A 23,477-nucleotide genomic window follows, 5' to 3' on the forward strand; every position below is an offset into this window, starting at 1 on the left:
TAAATAACTTGGAAAGTATAAATGGGAATCCTGATTATATGGATAGTCCTTTTTTAAGTGCGGGGGAAAGAATGTATGTAGTGGGTCATCAAAATGGAACATTTCCAGATTTAGGTTGGCATATAAAAGATGAAATGGGTGGTGTTTGGCTTCCTCCTATCAAATTAATGGATGGTTATAGCCTTTCTATTAAAAAGGATACCCAACAAATCTGTCTGAATGAAGCAGTCAATTTTGAAAATTATCCCGTTGGGGCATCGCAGAATTTTAATTTGGATGAATTAGGTATAGCCATACGTCAGTTTCATTTTGTACCAGAGGAAGAAAAGGGAGTTATAATAGCTTTGAAATTGCAGAATAATAGTAGCGAAGCAAACAATTTTCAGCTTAATATTCACAATGCTGTTGATTTACTGCCCGTTTGGTTATCAGATTCGCTTCAACTTAAAAATGGAAAGGATAAGGGTAAATGGATCATGAAGCCGGGTGTTTATACGGCTAAAGATGAATCAAATAAATGGTTTGTAGCCTTTGGAGGTAAGGGGTTTAAGCCCTCAATGAATAATCAACTATGTGATATTGAATCTAATGGTTTAGGATTTAATCAGACCTTAAGTAAGCCCATAAAACTAAAAGCAAATGAAAGCCAAGTTATATTCTATGCTATAGCTGGCTCATATGAAAGCAGAGGGGAAGTCCTTAATATCCATAAGAAGTTGTTGAAAAATAGGCTGCAGTTATTAGAAGAAAAAATAATAGCCTACCAAAACATCAAAAACTTTAATGCTCTCAGTACAAATGATGAAGGATTTAATCAGATGTATACCTGGTTGAAATATAATTCCAAATGGTTGATGCAAACTGTGCCCGAACTCGGAACAGGCATTACGGCTGGTAGTCCCGATTATCCTTGGTGGTTTGGTACAGATAATGGCTATGCGGTTCAAGGCTTACTTGCTACAGGCATGCATAAAGAAGCGTTACAATCTATCGCCCTCACTTTAAAATTATCTCAAAAAGCCAATGGTGATACTGGTAGAATTATGCATGAAGCTTCTACTAATGGTGTCATTTTTAATCCTGGTAATTTAAATACCACTCCTAAGTTTGTTAGCCTATTATGGAAAGCCTATGCCTGGACTGCAGACTCAAAAATTCTAGATTATTATGAATTTATCAAAAAGGCAGTAAAATGGGTGGAGCAGCAAGATAAAGATCAAAATGGCTATCCGGATGGTGCTGGTATGATGGAAATTCATGGATTAGACTCCGAAATGATTGATGTTGTGAGCTATCAATATGAAATGTATATAGCAGCAGCAAATTTTGCCAAAGTTAAAAACGATATGGTTTTAGCCAATGAATACAATCAAAAGGCAATTTCCCTTAAAGAACGAATCAATTCGGATTGGTGGGTAGAAGAATTTAAATCTTATGCGGACTTTCGATCATCAAAAGAAAAAGCTATTCAATTAACTGAAGATGCTATAATCAGAGCGGATAGTATTCAAAAACCATGGTCCGTTGAGGAATTAGAGAATACACTGATCCAAATAAAGGCTGATCAAAATGAGGGGAATTCACCATTTGTTGTATTCCATAATTGGATAGTAAATACACCTATGGAAGTAGGTGCTTCTGATCCTGATAAGGCTGAAAAAGCGCTTAAATCTGCAGAGAAATATAGCAATCGATTTGGTATGTTTGTTACAGGAATTGATAGGGATGAAAAGCAAGAAAAAGCCTCAAAGTGGAAATCATTTAGTTATGTGGGTGCTGTAATGACATTACCAACCGGAGTTCAAGCCATTGCGCAAGCAAAATATGGTAAGGCAGATAAATCTTTAGAATACCTGAAGAAGTTAGAGAATTCATTTAGCTATGCCTTAGCTGGCTCTATGTATGAAGTAAGTCCTGATTTTGGAATGATGGCACAAGCATGGAATATTTACGCTGTGGCAGTCCCTGTGGTGGAAGAGTATTTTGGGATTAAACCGGCTGCATGGAAAAATGAAATAACAATAAAACCTAATTTACCTTTAAGCTGGGATGATGTTAGCCTCAATCAAATTAAAGTAGGAAATAATTTGATTGACATTCAGGTAAAAAGAATTGATAATACCCTGGAATTTAAAATATCACAGTTGCACAATTGGAAAATTAATTTTGAATATGCTGAAGCTAAAAGCATAAGCTTTGATGGAAATAAAACAGTTAAGGAAAAAATTGAACTCTTTGACAGAGTTCATCATATTAAAGTAGAAATGTAAAATAAATTAGTTGATTAGGTTATTAATATGAGCTTGCCTTAGTGGTTTACTGATAAACCCTTTTACTAAATCATATTCTTCAGATTTTATTTTATCTATTTTATTATTAGATGAGCTTAAAATATAAACGCAAGTATTCTTCTTTGAAAGTAGATTACTTGCTTCATCCAAAAACTCCCATCCATCCATTAAAGGCATATTAATATCTAGGAATATTCTGTATTTACAATTGGAGGAATAATTTTTCTGTAGATATTGATATGCATTCTTAGCATCAAAAAACTTAATGGGTTCACTAAAAGAATCTTGCTTTTTAAGAAGTTTTTCAACCAACAAAAGGCTTATTTCATCATCATCTATTATTAAATTGTGAGCGCTCATGATTTATCATTTTTTAGATTTATCTCTTGAGATTTACTGACTATCTCACGGATGATTTGATCTAACTCATCAGCAGATTTAATAATATAATCATAAAAAGTGTTTTTTTCAATCTTATCAAAATTATCTCCTTTCATTGCTTCAACCAAACCCATTATTCTAGCCAATGGGGCTCTAACAACATGCGATTGTGTCCAAGCAATTTCTTTAAGCCTTTTATTTTGTTCTTCAATAGCAGCTATTTGACGATTTTTCTCAGTTACATCATTCAAAGAAATAATTTCAGAGACTTTGCCTTTATAGATAAAACTATTCGCGCTTACCTCAACTTCTATAATTTGCCCCTTTTTTGTAATATGATTTTGTAAGCCTATGTATTGGTTTTGATGGTTTCTTTTCAATGAAGATAAAGAATTTTTAAAACTCAATTTCGATTTTTCATCCATCAATTGTGTAATGTCAAGCGCCATGAATTCTTCAATAGAATACCCATAGTTTTGGAGTGCAGCTTCATTAACATCCAAAATTTCAAAGCTGTCTCTTTCAAACACAAACATGGGAGAAGGGCTGAGTTGGAAAAGATCAGCATAGCGTTTTTCTGATTCTTTTAAGTCAACTAAAATCTTATTCCGCTCTATACTATAAATTATACTCTTTTCAAGTATAGTAGCATTTAAAACATCCTTTAATACATAATCAGAAGCTCCTAAGGCTAAAGATTTAATAGCAAAATCCATATTAGGATAGCCAGTTAAGATGACGATGGGTTTATCTTTAGTTAAAACTTGGATATCATTAATTAGTTCTTCTCCATTTTTATCAGGCAAGCTTAGATCTAGTAAAATGATATCATATGATGTAGTATTATTAAGGAGTTTTTCGGCTGATTTAAAATCATCAGCTTTGTAAAGCCTATTAAGAATTGCAGCTTCATCAAGAAAATCTTCTATTAATAAAGCATCTCCAGGATTGTCCTCGATTACTAAGATGTCATATCGCCTCTTGTTGGTTTTCATCCTAAGATTTTACATTAGGAAGGCGAACTATGCTAAACCAGAAATGTTCAATTCCAGCTACTGCTGTCATAAATTCATCAATATCTACTGGCTTACTTATATAACAATTAGCATGATTATCATAAGCTTTATTGATATCTGTATCAGAAGATGAAGTGGTTAGCATGATAACTGGAATATGTTTTAGTTTTTCATCATTCTTAATTTCCAGTAAAACTTCATGACCACTCATGATAGGCAAATTTATATCTAGTAATATCAGGTCTGGTTCAAGTGCTTTGGAATAGCCTTCAGCCCTTTTTAAATAATCAATGGCTTCTTTACCATTTCTAGCCACATCAACTGTATTAATGAATTTACTATCTTCTAATGCTTCTTGTGTTAAGATAATATCTCCTTCATTATCTTCTACTAAAAGAATGTGAATGTTTTTCATTATTTAAATTATGGTTTAAAGGTTAATAGTTTCAAGCTGCAACGATAACATCTTGCGTTTAAAAAAATTCCATAATTATTAAACGTATTTAAAAAAAGTACTATTAATTCAATGAAAATTACACAAAAATCTTTAGAAGAATAAATTTAGTATACGCAAGAAGTTACATTTTTTTGAGGTTACCTAAACCTTCGGAAGGGTAAAGTGAAAGGTAGTACCTTTACCAATTTCAGAATCGACCCAAATTTTACCATTATTGTGATCAATTATCTTTTTCACAATAGCTAAACCTACTCCGCTTCCAGAGTATTCATGTTTATTGTGAAGTCTCTGAAATATATTAAAGATTTTGTTAAAGTATTTTTCATCTATACCAATACCATTGTCTTTTACTGTAAACTCCCAGTATTCTAATTTGTCTGAGGCATCAATAATAATTTTGGGTTGAACACCTTCCTCAATGTATTTTAGCGCATTTGATATTAAGTTTTGAAATAATTGGATCATGGGCGCATTATGATTGATAATTGAAGGAAGCTTTTTATAATATATCTTAGCATCTAGCTCATCAATCTTTTTACGGTTTAATAGGCAAACTTCATCAATTATTTCATTGAGGTTAATCTCTTTCTTTTCTTCCTCATGCTTGCCAATTCTAGAGTAATCTAATAAGTCGAGAATGATTTGGCGCATTCTTTTGGCACCATCCACAGCAAAATTGATGTATTGAATCCCTTTTTCATCGAGCTTATCACCATATTTTTTTTCAAGCTGAGTTAAGAAACTGGAAACCATCCGTAGTGGTTCTTGTAGGTCATGCGATGCTACGTAAGCAAATTGTTCTAATTCAGCATTTGATTTTGATAATTCAAATGTTTGCTTTTGGAGTTGTTCGTTTACTTCAATTAAAGATTTTTCATATTTAATCCGATCGGTTATATCTGTAGTCGCACCGATCATTCTAATTGCTTCACCAGATTCATCTCTTACAATAAAGCCTTTATCGATAACATGGGCATATTCTCCTGATTTAGTTTTAAACCTGTATTGATCTTTCCAATAATTGTATTTTTTATTATTGATTGCTTTGGATTGTGAGTTTTGCACTCTTTCTAAGTCGTCAGGATGAATGTTTTTCAGCCAAAATTGATCGTCTTTATCTGCATTATAAGTTTTGTAACCAAACTGCTTTTCAAAACCAAAACCAGACCTTACAGTCTTATTTGTTTTAATATTCCAATCCCAGATAGCATCATTGGTAGCTAGTGCTGCCTTTTCAAATCTTTCGTTTGAATTTTTGATTTTTTCCTCCGATGTTTTTTTGGAGTTTATGTCTTGAATACTACCATAAATCTTTACTGTTTGACCTTCAATTCTTTCAGCATTTCCAATAATTCGGATCCATATATTATTTCTTTTTTGGGTTTCTACTAATAATTCTAAATCAAAATTATCGCCCTTTTTAATTAACTGATCGATTGAATGCTCAATTAGTTCTCGGCTTTTGTCAATATAAAAACCAAAACCAGATTCAACAGTAGGTTTAAAGTCGTGCTCAACTTCTAAAATTTCTTTTGTAACAGATGACCAGTAAACGTCACCATAAGGTTTTTCATCTTTTATCTTTAATTCCCAGCTACCTATTCTTGCAATTTTAGCAGTTCTGTCGGCAAGTGTTTCATAATACTGAAATTCAGTAGCGTCAATTGTAATGGCATCCCAAATAATAGTACCATCAGTAGTTTTTTCAGGATTAGCAAAGCAGTCGTGAAATTTGATTTCACCGTCTGGCATAACATATCTCCAACGCATATTAAAACGACTGAGGTTTTGTGCGGACTTCTGTATTTCTTTAATTACTGCTTCAAAATCTCCTCCTAGTTTTACGCCTTTCCACAAAACACTTATATCATTCATTGCCTCTTGTGGTGTTAAGCCCCAGATTTCTTTAGCTCCTTGACTCACATAATCAACTAACTGGGTACCATCCGTTTTTAAATGAAAACGAAATAATACCCCGGGGATATTATCAGAAAGTTTTCTTAATCTTTCTTTTGCGGTTTTTTCCGAACTAATATCTTGGAAGCTACCGTAAATTCTCACACATTCTCCATCCACTAATTCTGCATTGCCTATTGATCGAATCCATTTTTCTTTACCTTTGGCAGTGATAATTTTCGCTTCAAATTTATAAGACTCACCTTTTTTCAATGCTTTTTTAACAGATTCGGTCACCAAGTCTCTATAATCAGGATGATAAAAGCTAATCCCAGTTTCAATTGAAGGCACAAAGCTTGGAGGAACATCATGTATTTCCTTTGTTATAGGCGACCAATAACTTTCTTGAGTGACTAAATTAAATTCCCAGCCCCCAACTTTAGCCAATTTTGAAGCATTATCAATACTTTCTTGAAGTTTTATGATATCAGTAAAATCTCTTGCATAACTGAAACTAAGATTATCCGGCCCAAAGCCAGCTGATGATTTCCATGAAATCCATTTATACTCCCCAGATTTTGTTCTATACCGATTAAGGAAATTATCAGTAAATTTTCCTTCCTTAACGATGTTGTCATATTCGTTTGTTGTAGAAAGTAAATCATCAGGATGTATGAAGTTTTTAAAAGGTTGAGATTTTAATTCATCCGCTGTATAGCCCAGTAAATCGCAAAATGCAGGATTAACTTTTGTGAAATAACCTTTAGTATTTGCGATAACTAAAATATCAGGGGCACTTTCGAAAAATAGATTTAATTCTTCTTCCTGTTGCTTTCTAATTATTTCATCTGCTAAAAAATTTTGTAATACTTTAAAATTGGTAATAGTATGTGATCTGTCCTCTATTTTAGATTTATGAAGAAATAAAACCACACCAATAATTGACTGTGCCGAATATAAGGGGTATGCAACTGCATGGTTGATATGTGTTTTTTCAATTGCTTTTTTTTGAAGATAAATATCCGTCTCAGCTAAATTATTCCAAACCATTATTTCACCTTTTTGCCAGCAATTTCCCGCTAATCCTTCACCTTTTTTTAACTCTTGTAACTCGCAAATTTCATAATAGGTCTCAGCAGTTTTATTTCGTGCGTAATGAGACATAATTCTGATATGATGATCATCTTCACTTGTAAGCCATATTTCTCCTGCTGAATAATCTGAAAATTCTGATAGATATTTTAAACTATTCCTTAAGCTACTTTCTAAATTATCTTCTTTTTTAAAAATACGATTAAGTTGCTCTTGGATTTCTTGCCGTATACTTTCTAGTTTAACCTGCGTTTTTTCCGAAATAATTCCAATCAATCTGGTGGCTTTTCCCTTTTCATCTCTTACCAAATAGCCTACATCTTTTACATAAGCATATTTCTCATTGTAGTCTTCAAACCTATATTCACAGGACCATCTTTTCTGTTTTTGATCTGAAAGAAAAATATCTATACTTTGTAATACTTCATCTGCATCGTCTGGGTGAATCCATTTTGCCCAATCATTTAATTTAAAACCCTCATTGCTTTTATGTCCAAAAGCTCTCTCCAGGCCCTCTCCCCAAAATATTTTGTCGTTTACAATATCCCAATCATAAATTACATTATTTGAGGCCTTGTTAACTAACTCAAACCTTTCCTTAAATATTTTAAGGTCATTCTCCGTGCTTTCTTGTTCAGATAAGTCTTGGAAAATACCTATTAGTTGTTCTTTAACACCATTCGATAAGTTTAATAAGTTAGCTTTAGCTTTTACTTTTAGATATTTTCCACTTTTGGTAAGTAGGTGAACAGTAGTTTGCTTTGTCTTTATTTTTTTTCCTGATTTGAAAAATTCATCTATTTTTTCTTGCTCATCTGGGTGGACTAATTCTTTAAATTTTTCGAAAGTAACCTCAAACTCATTGGGTTCATATCCCAGCATATCGAATAAACCATCAGACCAATTAAAGCATTGCTCTGAATAAAAGTATTCCCAGCTACCCATATTTGCTAATGATTCAATTTGCTGATTCAACATTTTATTTTTCTGATGATTTACATTCATACAATGCTCTTTTAATGAATTTTATTTCATTTATGAACCTTTATCGTATTTCAATATAATGAAAATCACTAAAGTTTGTAAGGATTTAAAAATGAAAATTAATGATTTAAAAAATGAGCACTGAAAATATAAAAGGGCTAATCGATTAGTTATCAGCAGTATACTTTTTAACGCTTGCATGAAAATTGATCATATAAATTGCCATAACGTAGAATGGAACCATTACAATTCTATAGCGGGATAGCGTACCAAAATTATAAGTGGAAATACCCACACCAAAGGCAAAAATTATGGCAAAAATCAAGCAAAATAAAATAATTGGAGACTTAATACTTTGAGTAATATGGACGAATCTGTTTTTATAAAAAACCCATATAGTTAAACCTAGTAGAAATAGAGCCTCTAGTGCTGAGAGTAACATTAAAGGATTGTTAACTTCCCAAATATAGGGTCTAAATAATGATACATTAATAGCTTGAGGTGCTAATCTAATCATACTAGCATAAGTACCATCTAATTCACCCAGAGCATAACCAGAACCGGCATCTCTTCCTGTCCAATAACGGATGTCATAAGCTGTAACCTGAGCGGTTTCAGCAAGCTGATCAAGCGCATATCGATTGTTGTCTTCACCTGCTTTTAGAGCTACAAAATACGCTGCAATAGCCCCAATAGTAAGTAAAAAAGGAGCAACCATTATTCTTAAGGCTAATGACTTAATTCTTCCTATTCTGTAAAAGAAAAACCAAAGAATGAGCGAAGGCATTAAACATAAAAATATGTATAGTTTTATAGAAGTGATTAAATAGATGGACAAAAGTAGGAGTAAGGTATTAAAAACTACACTCCTTCTTTCAAAGAAGATTTGGATAAAAGAATATACCAAAAAACCGCTTGCTCCTAAGGTAATGGTATCTTTTAATATTCCTGAGCCCCAAAAGAAAACAGTAGGAATGAAAAATATAGCAATTGCAAATTGGAGCTTTAATTCAGGATAAATTTTCACAAAAGATTGATACATCAACCATAAACCTAAAAAGGAGAAAAAGGCAAAAAGTAAAGCTACTGCTGCATATGAATTGTAGGTAAGAAATCCAAAGATTGCTGCAATTCTAACAATCATATAAGATGTAGGGTCTCTATACATCCATATTTTGGACGAATACTTAAAGGTTTCAGGATCGAATTCGCCATTAGCCGTTAGCAATTTAAATCCTGTGGAAAAGTTATCGTAAAAGGCATTTACTATATGGGAAGCACCATGAGTGTAATAATTAAAAGTATCGCCACCTCCGTAATAGAATTGATAAACCAATCCTACAGCTATCGCTCCCAGCATTTTAAGTAATAATGCAGGGTAGAAATATTTTTTAGTTTCATCAGAAGTGGAAACCTTTCTGATGATGTAGCCAATTAAAAGTAGAACTACTAAAGTGACTGGCGCTATAATTAAATCAACTAATTTCAATGGTTTAGTTTTACAACTCTCTTAATTTATTCCTCGCACTTTTAAAGACTCCCTGACTACGATCTGCTTTTTTCTTAGTCTTTTTATAATAAAATTCAGCTAATTCAGTATCACCTTGCTTTTCCGCAATCAATCCTAAATGGTATATACTGTATAAGTAATAACCAGCGTCTTCTTCATTTATGCTTTCCGATGAAATCATAGCGCGTTCATAATACTTTTTAGCCTCATCTATATTTCCTTTCCTTTCGTAAATCTGCCCAAGGAAAAAACCTGCATAACGACCTGAAGTTCCTCCATAACCAATTGCACCACTATCCAATCTTTGGAATATCTCTAAGCACTCTCTTTCCGAATCTTGAATTTTCCCTGCGGTATACAATAAGCGAGCATAAAATCTGTGAAAATATGCATTCTGTGGATAGGTTTCGTGTAGATATTCAGATAATTGCAATCCTTTTTGAAGTTCTCCTTCATCTAATGCCAATATTCTCATTAAAAAATATTGTGCTTCAGTTCGTGTATAAAATGCGTTTTGAGCTACTTTGGTGAGTTGTTCTACTCCTAGTTTTTTATCACCGTCATCGAAAAAGCGTAATACCGGTTTAAGAATAGGGTAATTTTCTGGCACCCATTCTACGTAATAATTATATAAAGCATCTCCAAATAAAAATTCCGGACTTAAGTTCCTATTGCCTTTGCTTTCTTCCATATAGTTCAGCGCATTTCTGGCAGAGAAAGCGGCTTTGGTCCAGCTTTGATTATCTGCATAAAATCGCCCCTTGAAACCATGGATTGCAGCTAGAAAGAAAGTCGCTTCTAAATTATCTTCATCTGCTTCTTCCATTTTCTCAGCATAATATTGAGCAGTATCCAAATAAGCAATTAGTTTTTCTCCTCCTTCATAAGCTGATGGCTCAGGAAGAATTTTCCACCATTCATTTAAGCCATATAGAAAGTAGGGAAGTGGATGATTAGGAAAGCGATATTTTAACCATTCAAAATCTTTCTCAACCTTATCATGCTCGGCATTATAAATGGCATTCACAGATTCGTTTACTTCAATTTGAATATACATATTATTAAGCAAGATGCTGCTATCTTGCTTCATAACATATTGGGCATTTAGTAGGCCTGCAGAACCTATTAAAATACTTAAAAGAAATAATTTTCTAATCATTTAATTAATGGTATAACTACAAAATTAAAAAAGCTCGACAGAAATCGAGCTTTTAAAATTTAATTTATATTAATTACTTAATGAGCCATTTGTTTTTCTTTGATTTTTTTAATCTGTCTCCTTAAAGCTTCTGTGGCACTATCTATAGCGGCTTCAAATGAGTCGCTTTTCTCTTTAGCGAACAATTGATTACCAGGTATATTCAACTTTACTTCCACTATTTTATTTTCTCTTTGAGAGTCTTTATCCAATCTTAAGAACACTTCTCCGTCAATAAACCTATCATAAAAGGTTTCTAACTTATCTATTCTTTTTTGAATAAAGTCTAACAATTTTACGTCTGCGTCAAAGTGGATAGAATGCATTTGTAGCTTCATGATTTTTTGTTTTAAAGGTTAAACTTACGCTTTAGGATGCGCTTGATCGAATACTTTTTTAAGCTTGTCAAGCGAGTTATGGGTGTAAACCTGAGTGGCTGCTAAGCTACTATGTCCTAGTAAATCTTTTACAGCATTTAGGTCTGCACCTTTGTTTAATAAATGTGTTGCAAATGTGTGCCTCAAGACGTGAGGGCTTGTTTTACTAATGGTGGTGACTTGGTTGAGATATTTTTTAGTAATTCGATTGATCATCATAGGATAAGCATCATTTCCATTAATAGAAACGATTAAAGGACCGGCCTCGTTGCCGATAAACATTTTATTTTTATGTGAAATGTAATTATTTAATCGCTCCAGAATTTTAGCATGAAACGGAATAATTCTTTCTTTATTTCCCTTACCTAATATTCTTATAGTTTTGGATGAAAGATTGAAATCAGAATATTTTAAATTCAATAATTCAGCTAATCTGATCCCTGTTCCATAAAGTAATTCCATGATCAAAGCATCTCTGCTACCTTCAAAATCATCAGGAAATTCAAGCAGATTTAAAAGATTATCCATTTCCTTTTCCTGAACAAATTGCGGTAAATCTTTGCTGACTTTTAAAGCCTTTATTTTTTGAGTAGGGTTTTGTTGTATAGCTTCTCTCAAAATAGCAAACTTATAAAAGGTTCTTAAGGATACTATTTTTCTATTTATGCTTTTGGGTTTAATTCCTTCTTGCATAAGTTGAACAACCCAAGCTCTAATATGCCTATGTTCTGCTTTTAAAAGATCGTGTAATTGAGATTGATTTTCTAAAAATGATTTGAATTGTTTTAAATCATTTTCATAGGATAAAAGGGTGTGTTTGCTGTATCGCTTTTCATATTCTAAGTATTTAAAGAAAGTATTCAGCATATATATTTTTCCCTATTAATAATTAATACTATCTGATACTTAAACTTAGGCAAAAAAAAAGTTAGTACCCAAATCGTAATGCTTACGAGTGAATACTAACTTAGTAAAAAGATTTATAAAAAGCTATAAATTATTAGCTTTCCATATCCCTCATTTTTTGCCTATAAGCGGCACGGATAACTTCTTTTCTTCTTGCAACAGAAGGCTTTACAAAGTGTTGACGAGCACGTACTTCTTTTAAAGCACCTGTCTTTTCAAACTTCTTCTTAAAGCGTTTTAAAGCTTTATCAATCGATTCGTTTTCTTTTACGTTTACTACGATCATAATTTACACCTCCTCTCGTGAATATTCTCTTAAAACTCAGGCTTTTGTTAATCAAGTAATTAGCCTTTTGTTTTAAGGACTGCAAAGGTAGAATAATGATTTTGGAAAACCTAATACCTAACTCTTTAAAGAGTTTTCATCTTTTACAATTGTCCTGTCATTCGAAAAAAATCGTACATACTTATCCGAAAAGCTTCCTTTTGTTCTGAATTTTCGAATAAAGGGATTTTATTATTCTGGTAGGTTGTGAAAATCTCCACTTCATCAATCATTTTATTGTAGAGTTTTGCACAGAAGATCATTTCATCCTTTCGTTTTTCTCCCTCCATAGAAATTTTACCACTTTCTTCTGACTCTAAGGATTGCCAAATGACTTCAAAATTAGCTTTGTTAATGGATTTGGTCATTTCAATTATAGGGTAAACCCTATTGACTCTCCAGTTTACGACTAGTGAAATATTAAAATAGAAATCTGAGGTGTCTAATTTTCTTTCTTCATGTCTATAGATTCTCCATCCACCCTCCTCCATTACTTGTAAGTCATAATTGGTTTGCCTCATATTTCTAAAGAATATATAGGCATCATCAGCATAATTAAATCGTAAACCATCAAGCTCAATTTTTTTAGAGGTGTTAACTGAGCAGGCGCTAAAAAGTAGAATAAGGATAACGAATTTCTTCATGTTTAAGAAAACATTAAAAACACCCTTAGGTTTGGATTTTGCTTATTTCTTTGCTCTGTAACCTTTTGGAATCATAGGATTACCTTCATCATAGGCATTTATATATAAAGTATCGGCTTCTGAATTATTTTCTCCTTTTGGGTATAAAACCCAAACGTCCAACAATCCAAATTTCTGGTCTGCCCCAATAGTTCTACTATTTAAGGTTTTAAAGGGGCAACAGCTTTTAAGTCTTTCATATTTAATCTCTTTTCCATCTTCCATTTCTAATGCATTCAAAAATCGTTCTCTGTTTTTCCCACCTTCATATGCATTAGTTACTCCAACAAAAATTGGGCTTTTGGGGCTTCTACCATAAGCTTTATTTTCTGCAGTAATGGATAGAAATAGGGTAGAGTCATTTACCATTTCATAGCTTTCTGTGGTATTTTTTTCAGTAGTATATTCAGGATAATCAGCATCAAATTTGCTTGGCGGTGGCTTGCAAGCGAATGCTATTATCCAAAATAATAAAATAATAGCTGTCTTACTCTTCAATAAATAGCTCATCTATAGAATTATTTTCGGTTAAATCTTCTAACATTTTTTGGTTGATGGGATTAACTGGCATTGAATTGATATCCTCAAAAGTAATTCCTAGTCGCTTTGTGGGCTTTAATTCATAAATATCGTAATCATGAGCAGCACCTTGCGTCCAATGAATTTTTTCATAATCTCTATTCTCTAGCACATACCATTCATTCACCTGTTTTACAAAACCTGTTTGAAATTTCGAATCAAAGGCTTGCTGCATATTTGCTACTCCAATTATTCTGGTCGCGTTATTACCAACTGCCGCATCTCTAATGTAATGCACATAGTACTTTTCATCCATAGAGTTTTTCTTCCACTTTATTAAATAATGAGATTTAATACCCTCACTGATTGACTGAGCAGTTAAGATGCTTTTCTCTTCTTTATTTACTAACTCTTGAATCTTTTCAAATTGCACAATAGCAAAGTCTTCCTTAGAAATAATCATTTTGGCTACTGGGTTAATAGTATTTTTATACTGAAATTTTGAAGAATCATTATCAGTAGTAATTTCTAAGTATTCTTTACCATTATTTAGAAAGCGATCGGTAATTTCAAATATATTTTCTTCAATAAAACCCTCATACAACAATCTTTCAGGACGCTCCTTTCTTATCTTTGAGATTTCTGAACTTAATAAAAAGTCATTTTGGTCTTGATTATACGGACCCATAGGCTTGGTAGGATTTGCTTTGTTAACCGTATAAGGTCCTAAATCCTGATATAGCCAGTTTTGAAGTGACTGCCTCCAGCTTATATCTCTATTGTCATTTGTTTGCCGTTTTCTTAAGATTTCATACCGGGTATCTTCCGATTGCTTGTTTATTCCTCTTTCACTTAAAAGCACTATGGCATCTAACATTCTTGCATAAGAGGTATCTCGAATCGTAGCTTCTCTATAAAATGCGATCTGTGAATGCTTCTTTTTAGGATAATTTTTCCCAATGTTTTTAATTGCTTTTTCAACATACCAGGTAGCTGAATCAAATGTGCCTTTCACCGCTACTTCGCTCATAGAGATTTTGCTATTTTTTAATTCAAAGATTTGAATACCCTCAAAAGATAAGTCCGATAAGGGGAGATTTTTTCCTTCATATCCTATAGAAGAAAAATTGATATTGGTAAAGCCAGATTTAATTTTCAGACTGAAATATCCTGAATCATTCGTGATGGTTCCGTAATTACTTTTGTCTAACTGAATATGAGCATACGGGATTGGTTCTTTATCTGTATTAAGTAATCTTCCTGATAAGGTTTGTGCTAAGGTATAGGAACTAAGCGTCCAAAGTAATAAAGTAAATAGTTTGAGCTTCATTTTAAGGTTGATTAAACATGAAACTAAAAGATTAATTACAGAATAAAAAGATGTTTTTAATTATTTCCTTTCAATAAAGTTTGCCTACATCACTTCATTGTATCTAAAACAACTGACTAAATGATCATTTACTAATCCACAAGCTTGCATGTGCGCATACATAATGGTGCTTCCTACAAATTTAAAACCTCGTTTTTTTAAATCTTTACTTAAAGCATCTGATTCAGGAGATGTGGCAGGTGCTTCCTCTAATGATTTTAATTGGTTAATGATGGTTTTATGGTTGACAAAAGACCATATGTAATGGTCAAAGCTCCCAAATTCTTTCTGTACTTCTAGAAATTTCTGCGCATTGGTGACCGCTCCATTAACCTTTAATTTATTTCGTATGATACCAGGATTTTGTAAAAGTTCATCAATTTTAGATTGATCAAACTGCGCTACTTTTTCAGCATTAAAATCAGCAAACAATTTGCGGTAATTGTCTCGTTTCTTTAAAACAGTTGACCAGCTTAAACCTGCTTGAGCCCCTTCTAATAATAGAAATTCAAAATGTGTTTGGTCATCGTGAACAGATACTCCCCATTCTTCATCATGATATCGGATGTATTGGTCAAAGCCTAAGCACCATGGACACCTCTCTTTTTCATCAGTTAATTTAGTGGACATAACTTCCGGCATTTATATCTATGGTAGTACCTGTGGCATGATCCATTAGTCCTGACATAAGCATGGCAACTGTTGGTGCGATATCCTTTGGTTCTGTTAGCTGATTTAAAGCGATATCATTTAAAGCAAAATCTTCTCCGTATTGATCGATAAATTGTTGTGCCATATCCGTTCTGGTAAAACCAGGCGCTACCGTAAAAGCTTTTATGTCTTTTTTACCAAAGGCTCTTGCAATAGATTTGGTTAATGAAACTACTGCTCCTTTTGATGCTGCATAGGCAAGGTAGTCAGCTGTATCACCCCTGAAAGCAGCCCTTGATGAAATATTTACGATTCTTCCTCCTGTATTTTGTTTCTCAAACTGAACAATACTTCTCTTACAGATTAAGCCAACTGCATTTACATTCACGTCCATGGTTTTCAGCCAATCATCTGTCCATTCAACTGCATTTTTATGAATATCAGAAGAAATTGCGATACCTGCATTATTTACCATCCCATCTAACTTTCCATCAAAATATTCTAAGGTTTCACTGAATAAGCGGGCCACCTCCATAGCTCCGGATAAGTCGGCTTTTAATAAGTGAACACTGCTTCCCAACTCTTTCTTAAGTTTTTGAGCAGCTTCTTCATGGCGGTGATATTGCGCCACAACATTGGCACCACATTCTACTAGTGTTCTAGTAATAGCAGCGCCAATACCTCTGGTTCCTCCGGTTACTAATATGTGTTGATGAGTACAGTCGATTTTCATGATCAATAGTAAAAAGTTGAAGAGAAAATCAAGTTAATAAAAAATATAATCTAATGAACTGGAAAATGAATTATTGGGCTGGGCTTGCTTCAAAATATGAGATTTCACCATCTTCAATTTCTAAATTAATTTGAAGTGGATTACAGCAGACCTCACAATCTTCAACATAGGATTGTTTAGAGATGCTACTATCCACCAACATGCTTATTTCTTGAAAACAATGTGGGCATTGAAAGAATTGCTCTATCATATTTTGTACTTTTGTTGATAACAGAATATTAAAAACAACGTTTTCAATTTTATGAAAAAATTAACCTTAACATTCGCAATATTATTTTCAATCAATCAATTTGTAAATGCTCAAGTAGGAGAAGCTTTTCCTGAAATGACAGGAACGAGCTTAACAAATGATGAAGTAACTGTTCCAGCCGCCACTCAGGATAAAATGACCTTGGTGGGTATAGCCTTTAGCCAAAAAGCTGAAGATGATTTAAAAACTTGGTTTCAACCCGTTTGGGAGCAATTTATTAGAGAAGAGGATCCTAACGCATTAATTCCGGTAATGAAGCCTGATGTAAATGTAGTTTTCATCCCCATGTTTACAGGAATTAAAAGAGGAGCATCAAGATCTGCAATGAAAAAAATGCAAGAAGATGTTGATCAGAAATTACACCCACATGTAATTGTTTACAGCGGAAAAATGGGAGATTATGAGGATCAATTAAATATGGATGATAAAGAGCTGCCTTATTTTTATGTAGTCAATAAAGCAGGAGAGATCATATATGCAACATCGGGGAGGTCATCCTTAAAAAAACTGAATGAGATTGAAGAATTGGTTACGGATTACTGAAATAATTCCACAAATCAAGAATAATTTGGTAAATGCCCATTACCGCTAATATTAATAGTAGAAATGCAACGAACCCCTTACTAAAAGGGGTTTTTTCTTTCTTTTTCATTTATGAAATTACTTTTAGGGCTCCTTTTAAAATTTCAGCATTGATCTCTTGTTTTTCGCCTTTCAACTCACCATCCACTTGTAGTAATTCTTCCTCTTTACAATGGATATTTACTTTTTCTACCCTAAAGATTTCTACATAGGGAGAATTTTTAATATCACCCAGAAAAGATTCTAAGGTTAAACTCAGCAAATCTCTAATTGGTATAGGTTTAAAAACCACAAGTTCAAAGCTTCCATCATCTAGTTTGCTGCCAGGATTTATTACAGCTCCAGTGCCATAACTAGAAGCATTAGCCATCACAATCATATCTGCTTTTATATCCTTCTTTTCCCCCTTAAACTCTACAGTAAATTCAGAAGTAGTTTTATCCATTAATGAGCTAAAAAAGGAGCGGGCATAGGCTAACATTCCTCTTTCACCACCTTCTTCAAAATCTCTAATCATTTTAGCATTAAAGCCCAAATCACTTAAATGCAAACATATATGCTGGTCATTTATTTTTATTACATCCATTGAAATGGTTTTTCCTCTGAAAATCAATTCCAAACTGGATTCAATATCTTCTTCAATTTTTAATTCATAAGCTAAGCCATTAGCAGAACCAAGAGGAATGATCCCTAATTGGATTTCACTATTTAATAGTAATTCTGCTACTAAATTTACGGTGCCATCTCCACCACATGCTACCAAAGTATCAGCTTGATAAAGGTCTTGTTCTTTCTTAATTTTATCTAAATCATTTTCGCCAGTGGTATAGAAAAGCGTATATTCCTTTTTATTTTTATCACAAGCTTTAGCTATAGTTCTTTCTAGTTTGGACTTGTCGTTATTTCCAGATTTTGGGTTTACTATAAAAAGTAGCTTTTGTGGGGTCATAAATAACTAAATGTAGAAATTATTTTACGCACTCTAAATATACGATTTGCCCTTTATTTAAAACGATTATTAGGGATTATTTCTCCCCCAAAGATTGTTCCTTTTATGGGCTATGGAACCAATGAGTTTCTTTATCTTAAAGGAGGGGTAGTAGAAAACCGCCCTGAATTTTATTCAGAAGCAACCGATAAAAGAAGGAAAAACTTTAGAGTGATGTTATCTCGCTATTTAAGTAGTCCTTTACCAGACATGAAAGTGTGGATTCATTTAAATGGTGAAGTGTATCACTCTGTAACAGACGAGTATGGTTATTTTAGTAGTTGGATTGATCCTATTAAAGATTATGAACCGGGTTGGCATTCCGTAAATTTTCAAATTAGGAAACCAGACTCTGATGAAATAATTTGTGAAACAGAAGGTGAGTTTTTGATAGTTGGAGAGCAAGCTGAATTTGGAACTATTTCTGATATTGATGATACAATTTTGGTTTCGCATGCTACTCAATTATTCAAAAAGCTAAGGTTGATTTTAACAAAAAATGCTAAAACGCGACTACCTTTTGAAGGGGTTGCTAATTTTTATCAGCAGTTAAAAGCTAATGGAAATCCTTTCTTCTATGTAAGTAGTAGTGAGTGGAATTTATATGAATTTCTTCAGGATTTTTTCAATGTTCGAAAAATTCCTAAAGGTCCATTTTTGCTACAGGAATATAAATCAGGATTTCGAGATTTGATTTTCTCAGGAGGAGGAAGCCATCAACACAAGCAAGATAAAATTAAGCGTTTGATGAAATTATTTCCACACTTAAAATTCATTTTAATTGGGGATAGTGGACAAAGAGATACTGAAATCTATAGAGAAGCATTAGTCAATTATCCTGACAGAATTTTGGCGGTTTACATTAGAAAGATTGGTAAGAAGGATAAGTTTGATCAAGAAACCATTCAGGAGTTCAAAAAGAGAAAAGTACCATTATTGCTTTTGGAAAATACTCAAGATGCAATAGAGCATGCTAGGAAATTAGGCGTTATAACATATTATTAATCAGTATTGTAACTTATATCACAATCGTATGAAAATGTAAAACCCATAATTGAACAAGTCGTTATATCTTAAAATTCAAACAAATAAAAAATTACTAAATTATGGGACTTAAAATAGGAGATACCGCACCAAACTTTCAAGCGGATACTACAGAAGGAAAAATTGATTTTCACGAATGGTTAGGTGATAGCTGGGGAATATTATATTCTCATCCGGCAGATTTTACACCAGTATGTACTACTGAGATTGGTAGAACAGCACAGTTAAAGGATGAATTTGCTAAGCGTAATACTAAAGTAGCAGTAGTTAGTGTGGATGATGTGAAATCTCACAATGAATGGAAAAAAGATGTGAATGAGACTCAAAATACATCTGTCGAATTTCCAATTATAGGAGATGAGGATAAAAAAGTAGCGAATTTATATGATATGATTCATGAGAATGCTTCTGAAACCGCTACAGTTCGTTCAGTGTTTTTTATTGGACCTGATAAAAAGATAAAGGCAACAATCGTTTACCCAGCTAGTACTGGTAGAAACTTTGCTGAAATTTTAAGAGTAATTGACTCGCTTCAATTATCAGCCAAATATCCAGTTGCTACTCCAGCAGATTGGACACCAGGTAATGATGTTATTATTGGTCTTGGTGTTAAAGATGAAGAGATTGAAGAGAAATTCCCTAAAGGACATAAAATAATAAAGCCATATTTAAGAACTACTCCACAACCAGAGTAAGATTAAAATTCAATAAAAAAGGCGCTGATTCAGCGCCTTTTTTATGATAAATTATGATTTTTTTATTCTTCATATCCCCAATCAGCTCCCGTTTTCAGGTCTTTTATAATCAGCTTGTTAGATTTTAATATGGCTCTGATTTCATCTACCTGCTCATAATTTTTTTCAGCTTTCGCTTTTTTATAAACCTGTAATAATGAATTGATGATGGGATCAAGGTCAGTTGGTGCTTCTTCCTCTAATCCTAAAATCTCAACCATAAAGTCTTGATAAGTTTTAGCTAGCTTTTCAAAAACATCCTGCCCTAATTCACCAAATTTTAGCTGGCCAGTGTGTAAAGAATTTATCTTTTTAAGCAATTCGAATAAAGCTGCTATTGTTTTGGCGGTATTAAAATCATCATTCATTGATTTGTAACACGCATCACAGGCTTGCTCTATCTGACTAATTGCTTTTTCATTTTTCTTGCCATCATCAGTTTTGAATTCTAAACTTCTTATGGTTTTTAATCCATTGGCAAGTCTTCTATATCCTTTTTGAGCAGCCTTTAAAGCCTCATTGCTAAAATCTAAAGTACTTGAATAATGGGTCTGCATCATAAAAAAGCGGACAGTCATAGGCGAATAGCCTTGCTCCAACATTTCATGATTTCCTGTTACCAATTGAGTAGGTAAAAATGAGTTGCCTAATGACTTACTCATTTTCTGGCCATTTACTGTTAACATATTGGTGTGTATCCAATAGTTAACCGGTGATTTACCCGTAGCGCCCACTGATTGGGCAATTTCACATTCATGATGCGGGAATTTTAAATCCATACCACCACCATGAATATCAAAAGTTTCACCTAAATATTTGGTACTCATTACAGTACATTCTAAATGCCATCCCGGAAAACCTTCTCCCCAAGGAGATGGCCATCTCATAATATGATCATCAGAAGCTTTTTTCCAAGTTGCAAAATCTAGAGGGTTCTTTTTGTCATCCTGTCCGTCTAAAGTTCTGGTATTACTTAATAAATCCTCAATCTTTCTACCACTTAAAATACCATATTCATGCGCCTCATTATATTTAGTAACATCAAAATAGATAGAACCATTTACTTCATAGGCCCAACCTTTTTCTAATAATGTTTTATTGATTTCAATCTGCTCAACTATATGGCCCGTTGCGGTTGGCTCAATATCAGGTGGTAAAATGTTGAATAAATGCATTACCTCATGGAATCCATTGGCATATTTTTGTACAATTTCCATAGGCTCCAGATTCTCTAATTTTGCCTTTTTCCCAATTTTATCTTCTCCATCATCTGCATCATCAACTAAGTGGCCTACATCCGTGATATTTCTTACGTAGCGCACTTTATAACCTAAATGACGTAAATAGCGATTAACGACATCAAAACTCATAAAAGTTCGGACATTTCCCATGTGGGCATCACTGTAAACAGTTGGGCCGCAGACATACATTCCTACAAAGGGAGGATTAATAGGTTTGAATATCTCCTTCTGTCTAGTAAGCGAATTTTGTATCTTTAGTTCTTTGTCCATAAGGCAAAATTATAAATAAGATTCTCTTTTTGGGTACACAAACAGGATTGAATTTTTATTTTTATACTAATAATATATAAATCTGTTGACCAACACTATTTGTTTTGCTCAATTATTTACTCTAAATTTGCAACAAAGTTAGTAAAACAACATGACGAGGGGGCTTTTAAGTCCCCTCTTTTTTATCGTGGAATGAGTGGTTTAGAAGAAAAAATACAATCTTATTTAGCTGAGATTATCACAGAGCCAGAATATTTTATTGTGGATATTGTGATTAGTGAAAACGATAAATTGAAAATCGTTGTATTGGTGGATGGAGACAATGGCGTATCAATAGATTTTTGCGCTAGCGTAAGCCGACAACTTGGGCATAAGATGGAAGAAGATGAAGTGTTGGAAAAGGCTTATGTGTTAGAAGTTTCATCTCCGGGTTTGGATCATCCTTTAATGAATGCTAGACAATATCAGAAGAATATTGGAAGAAAAGTAAAGGTTGATACAAAGGAAAGTAAATCGATAAGAGGCGAATTACTTGAAGTTAGTGAAGACTTTATTCTTGTAAATCAAGAGATAAAGGAAAAAGGAAAAAAGAAAATTAAACATGAGGAAACGAAAGTTCCTTTTGACATTATAGACAAAACAAAAGTCTTGGTTTCATTTAAGTAACATGGACACATCAAATTTAATAGAATCGTTTGCCGATTTTGCAAGGCAGAAAAATATCGACCGTCCAACCATGATTCGAATCTTGGAGGATGTATTCAAAACCATGATTCGTAAGAAATACGAAACGGACGATAATTTTGATATAATTATTAATGCCGATAAGGGTGACCTTGAAATCTGGCGTTTCAGAGAAATTGTTGATGATAACTCAGAAGATATCTGGGATCATGATAAAATTAGTTTAACTGAAGCTAGAAAAATTGAGCCTGATTTTGAAATTGGTGAAGAAGTAGCTGAGGAGGTTGAACTAGAGCACTTCGGAAGAAGAGCCGTTACTACAGCTCGTCAAACATTGATTCAGAAGGTAAAAGATCTTGAAAAAGATATTTTATTTAACAAGTATAGTGAATTAGTAGGGGAAATTATCGCTGGTGAAGTATATCAAATCTTAAGCCGTGAAACTTTATTAACAGATGCGGAAGGGAATGAGTTGGTATTACTAAAATCTGAGCAAATCCCTAAAGATAGATTTAGAAAAGGAGATTCTGTTCGTGCCGTTGTTCACAGAGTGGAAATGCAGAATGGTAATCCTAAAATTATATTATCAAGAACTTCTCCGGTTTTCCTTGAGCGTTTATTCGAGCAGGAAGTTCCAGAGGTTTATGATGAATTGATCACCATCAAGAAGATTGTAAGAGAACCAGGCGAAAGAGCGAAAGTAGCCGTGGAATCTTATGATGATAGGATTGATCCGGTAGGAGCTTGTGTGGGGATGAAAGGTTCAAGAATTCACAGTATAGTAAGAGAATTACAGAATGAAAACATTGATGTAATTAATTATACTGAAAATATGGAGCTTTACATTCAGCGTGCATTAAGCCCTGCAAAGTTAAGTTCTATGAAAATTGATGAAGAGAATAAACGAGTTTCAGTATATTTGAAACCTGATCAAGTCTCTTTGGCTATTGGTAAAGGAGGTCAGAACATCAAGCTTGCTAGTAAATTAGTAGGTATGGAAATCGATGTTTTCCGTGAGTTATCTGAAGCGGAAGAAGAAGATGTGTTGATTGATGAATTCAATGATGTTCTTGAAGATTGGGTGATCGAAGAATTGAAGAAAGTTGGGCTCGACACTGCCAAAAGAGTGTTAGAATTAGGAAGAGAAGAGTTAGTTAGAATGACTGACTTAGAAGAAGAAACAATAGACGAGATATTTAAAATATTTAGTCAAGAATTTGAGTAAGATCTTATTGA

23 protein-coding genes are annotated in these 23,477 nt (G+C 33.3%); 6 read left to right on the plus strand and 17 right to left on the minus strand.

Features of this window, described 5'->3' with window-relative positions; all coding sequences use genetic code 11:
• Positions 1 to 8: 8 nt before the first annotated feature.
• A complete protein-coding gene (locus QYS48_RS07520) occupies positions 9 to 2,270 on the plus strand; it encodes a glycogen debranching protein (protein WP_308358216.1) in 2,262 nt (753 codons plus the stop codon).
• 6 nt (positions 2,271 to 2,276) lie between these two features.
• Here the strand turns inward: QYS48_RS07520 and QYS48_RS07525 are convergent, their stop codons facing one another.
• From QYS48_RS07525 to QYS48_RS07595, 15 genes are all read right to left on the minus strand, one after another.
• Positions 2,277 to 2,651 carry a response regulator gene (locus tag QYS48_RS07525; protein ID WP_308358217.1) on the minus strand — a complete coding sequence of 125 codons (375 nt, stop codon included), beginning with the start codon at positions 2,649 to 2,651 and terminating at the stop codon, positions 2,277 to 2,279.
• The gene (locus QYS48_RS07530) at positions 2,648 to 3,667 is read right to left on the minus strand and encodes a response regulator (RefSeq protein WP_302102663.1); all 1,020 of its coding nucleotides are present in this window, start codon (positions 3,665 to 3,667) and stop codon (positions 2,648 to 2,650) included. Before QYS48_RS07530 ends, QYS48_RS07525 begins: the two co-directional genes overlap by 4 nt.
• A 1-nt stretch (position 3,668) precedes the next feature.
• Positions 3,669 to 4,103: a response regulator gene (locus QYS48_RS07535; RefSeq protein WP_302102662.1), complete on the minus strand. Its 435-nt coding sequence runs from the start codon at positions 4,101 to 4,103 to the stop codon at positions 3,669 to 3,671.
• Between the two features lie 183 nt (positions 4,104 to 4,286).
• Positions 4,287 to 8,138 carry a PAS domain-containing protein gene (locus QYS48_RS07540; RefSeq protein WP_308358218.1) on the minus strand — a complete coding sequence of 1,284 codons (3,852 nt, stop codon included), beginning with the start codon at positions 8,136 to 8,138 and terminating at the stop codon, positions 4,287 to 4,289.
• 145 nt (positions 8,139 to 8,283) lie between these two features.
• A complete protein-coding gene (locus QYS48_RS07545) occupies positions 8,284 to 9,606 on the minus strand; it encodes a hypothetical protein (RefSeq protein ID WP_308358219.1) in 1,323 nt (440 codons plus the stop codon).
• Between the two features lie 10 nt (positions 9,607 to 9,616).
• Positions 9,617 to 10,786 carry a tetratricopeptide repeat protein gene (locus QYS48_RS07550; protein ID WP_308358220.1) on the minus strand — a complete coding sequence of 390 codons (1,170 nt, stop codon included), beginning with the start codon at positions 10,784 to 10,786 and terminating at the stop codon, positions 9,617 to 9,619.
• A gap of 77 nt (positions 10,787 to 10,863) precedes the next feature.
• The gene (gene raiA, locus QYS48_RS07555) at positions 10,864 to 11,163 is read right to left on the minus strand and encodes a ribosome-associated translation inhibitor RaiA (protein ID WP_308358221.1); all 300 of its coding nucleotides are present in this window, start codon (positions 11,161 to 11,163) and stop codon (positions 10,864 to 10,866) included.
• A 24-nt stretch (positions 11,164 to 11,187) separates the two neighbouring features.
• Positions 11,188 to 12,069, minus strand: a complete 882-nt coding sequence (locus tag QYS48_RS07560) for a tyrosine-type recombinase/integrase (RefSeq protein ID WP_308358223.1) — start codon at positions 12,067 to 12,069, stop codon at positions 11,188 to 11,190.
• Between the two features lie 133 nt (positions 12,070 to 12,202).
• Positions 12,203 to 12,394: a 30S ribosomal protein S21 gene (rpsU, locus tag QYS48_RS07565; protein WP_302102653.1), complete on the minus strand. Its 192-nt coding sequence runs from the start codon at positions 12,392 to 12,394 to the stop codon at positions 12,203 to 12,205.
• 143 nt (positions 12,395 to 12,537) lie between these two features.
• Positions 12,538 to 13,077 carry a hypothetical protein gene (locus QYS48_RS07570; RefSeq protein WP_302102652.1) on the minus strand — a complete coding sequence of 180 codons (540 nt, stop codon included), beginning with the start codon at positions 13,075 to 13,077 and terminating at the stop codon, positions 12,538 to 12,540.
• Between the two features lie 42 nt (positions 13,078 to 13,119).
• Positions 13,120 to 13,626 carry a hypothetical protein gene (locus QYS48_RS07575; protein WP_308358225.1) on the minus strand — a complete coding sequence of 169 codons (507 nt, stop codon included), beginning with the start codon at positions 13,624 to 13,626 and terminating at the stop codon, positions 13,120 to 13,122.
• On the minus strand, positions 13,604 to 14,965 hold the full coding sequence (locus QYS48_RS07580; RefSeq protein ID WP_308358226.1) for a carboxypeptidase-like regulatory domain-containing protein: 1,362 nt from the start codon (positions 14,963 to 14,965) through the stop codon (positions 13,604 to 13,606). Before QYS48_RS07580 ends, QYS48_RS07575 begins: the two co-directional genes overlap by 23 nt.
• A gap of 84 nt (positions 14,966 to 15,049) precedes the next feature.
• Complete coding sequence (locus QYS48_RS07585; RefSeq protein WP_302102647.1) at positions 15,050 to 15,634, minus strand: DNA-3-methyladenine glycosylase I; 585 nt, start codon at positions 15,632 to 15,634, stop codon at positions 15,050 to 15,052.
• A complete protein-coding gene (locus QYS48_RS07590; protein ID WP_302102646.1) occupies positions 15,624 to 16,388 on the minus strand; it encodes an SDR family NAD(P)-dependent oxidoreductase in 765 nt (254 codons plus the stop codon). The genes QYS48_RS07585 and QYS48_RS07590 overlap by 11 nt, the downstream gene beginning before the upstream one ends.
• Before the next feature lie 70 nt (positions 16,389 to 16,458).
• A complete protein-coding gene (locus QYS48_RS07595; RefSeq protein WP_302102645.1) occupies positions 16,459 to 16,638 on the minus strand; it encodes a CPXCG motif-containing cysteine-rich protein in 180 nt (59 codons plus the stop codon).
• Between the two features lie 51 nt (positions 16,639 to 16,689).
• On the opposite strand from QYS48_RS07595, the gene QYS48_RS07600 reads away from it, so the two are divergent.
• Positions 16,690 to 17,241, plus strand: coding sequence for a hypothetical protein (locus QYS48_RS07600; RefSeq protein ID WP_308358227.1), 552 nt, complete (start codon positions 16,690 to 16,692; stop codon positions 17,239 to 17,241).
• Positions 17,242 to 17,350: 109 nt separating this feature from the next.
• On the opposite strand, the gene QYS48_RS07605 is transcribed toward QYS48_RS07600, so the two are convergent.
• Positions 17,351 to 18,229 (minus strand): diacylglycerol kinase family lipid kinase, encoded by an 879-nt coding sequence (locus tag QYS48_RS07605; protein ID WP_308358228.1) that lies wholly within the window; start codon positions 18,227 to 18,229, stop codon positions 17,351 to 17,353.
• Between the two features lie 105 nt (positions 18,230 to 18,334).
• On the opposite strand from QYS48_RS07605, the gene QYS48_RS07610 reads away from it, so the two are divergent.
• Both QYS48_RS07610 and QYS48_RS07615 read left to right on the plus strand, forming a co-directional pair.
• On the plus strand, positions 18,335 to 19,273 hold the full coding sequence (locus QYS48_RS07610; protein ID WP_308358229.1) for a phosphatase domain-containing protein: 939 nt from the start codon (positions 18,335 to 18,337) through the stop codon (positions 19,271 to 19,273).
• Positions 19,274 to 19,374: 101 nt separating this feature from the next.
• Positions 19,375 to 20,007 carry a peroxiredoxin gene (locus QYS48_RS07615; RefSeq protein ID WP_308358230.1) on the plus strand — a complete coding sequence of 211 codons (633 nt, stop codon included), beginning with the start codon at positions 19,375 to 19,377 and terminating at the stop codon, positions 20,005 to 20,007.
• 62 nt (positions 20,008 to 20,069) lie between these two features.
• On the opposite strand, the gene cysS is transcribed toward QYS48_RS07615, so the two are convergent.
• Positions 20,070 to 21,557 carry a cysteine--tRNA ligase gene (cysS, locus tag QYS48_RS07620; protein ID WP_308358231.1) on the minus strand — a complete coding sequence of 496 codons (1,488 nt, stop codon included), beginning with the start codon at positions 21,555 to 21,557 and terminating at the stop codon, positions 20,070 to 20,072.
• A 192-nt stretch (positions 21,558 to 21,749) separates the two neighbouring features.
• On the opposite strand from cysS, the gene rimP reads away from it, so the two are divergent.
• Positions 21,750 to 22,223 (plus strand): ribosome maturation factor RimP, encoded by a 474-nt coding sequence (gene rimP / locus QYS48_RS07625; RefSeq protein WP_308358232.1) that lies wholly within the window; start codon positions 21,750 to 21,752, stop codon positions 22,221 to 22,223.
• 1 nt (position 22,224) lies between these two features.
• Positions 22,225 to 23,466: a transcription termination factor NusA gene (nusA, locus tag QYS48_RS07630; protein WP_308358233.1), complete on the plus strand. Its 1,242-nt coding sequence runs from the start codon at positions 22,225 to 22,227 to the stop codon at positions 23,464 to 23,466.
• Positions 23,467 to 23,477: the final 11 nt, after the last annotated feature.

This window comes from Marivirga arenosa (assembly GCF_030503895.2).
GTDB classification, from domain to species: domain Bacteria; phylum Bacteroidota; class Bacteroidia; order Cytophagales; family Cyclobacteriaceae; genus Marivirga; species Marivirga arenosa.